Annotated in this window: 2 pseudogenes; both read left to right on the top strand. The window is 77.7% G+C overall.

The window, feature by feature from the left end:
* Positions 1 to 223 (top strand): annotated as a pseudogene (locus HMPREF3086_RS02370) (amidohydrolase); the annotation flags it as partial.
* Positions 224 to 231: 8 nt separating this feature from the next.
* Positions 232 to 801 (top strand): annotated as a pseudogene (locus HMPREF3086_RS02375) (apolipoprotein N-acyltransferase); the annotation flags it as partial.

Raw genomic sequence — 801 nt, forward strand, 5'->3', positions numbered from 1 at the left:
CGGGGCCCGCGACGGCGCGGCCGGCACCCTCACCCCGGGTACGCCCGCCACCTTCGCGCGCTGGGAGACGGGCGAGCTGGTCGTGGTCGCGGCCGACGACGCCGTCCAGCGCTGGTCCACCGACCCGCGGTCGGGGGTGCCGCCCATGCCCGACCTCACCGGCCCGGACCCCGTCCTCCGCGCGCTCGTCGTGGACGGCCTGCCCGCCGGCCCCGCGGTCTGATGCCCCTCATGACCAGGCTGGCCTTCGCGGCCGCCTCCGGCGCGCTGCTGGCCGCCTCGTTCCCCCCGATCGGTCTGTGGTGGACCGCGGTTCTCGCGATCGCGCTCCTCGTCGTCGTCATGGCCCCCTCCGGCGACCACCCGCCCCGGGCACGCACCGGCGCGCTCCTCGGCCTCGTCTCCGGCCTGGCGTTCTTCCTCCTGTTGGTCCCGTGGGTCGGTATGTACGTCGGCGCCTACGCCTCCTGGGGCCTGTCGCTGGTCGAGGCCCTCTACCTCGCCGCGTTCGGCGCGGGCGCCGTGGTCATCCTGCGCGCCGGACTCGACCCCGGCCCGCGGTCCGCCGCACGCGCGCTCAGCGCGGTGCTCGGCGTGGCCGGCTGGTGGTCGGTGTGGGAGTGGGTCCGGTCGTCCTGGCCGTGGGGAGGCTTCCCGTGGGGCCGGTTGGCGTTCGGGCAGGCCGACGGCCCCCTGCTGCCGCTGGCCTCGCTCGGCGGGACGCCGCTGCTCGGGTTCGTCGTCTCCGCGGTCGGCGCCGCCCTCGGGGTGGCCGTCGTCCTCCTGCTGCGCCGCGACGCC

The sequence above is a fragment of the Dietzia sp. HMSC21D01 genome, from assembly GCF_001815995.1.
GTDB classification, from domain to species: Bacteria; Actinomycetota; Actinomycetes; order Mycobacteriales; family Mycobacteriaceae; genus Dietzia; species Dietzia cinnamea.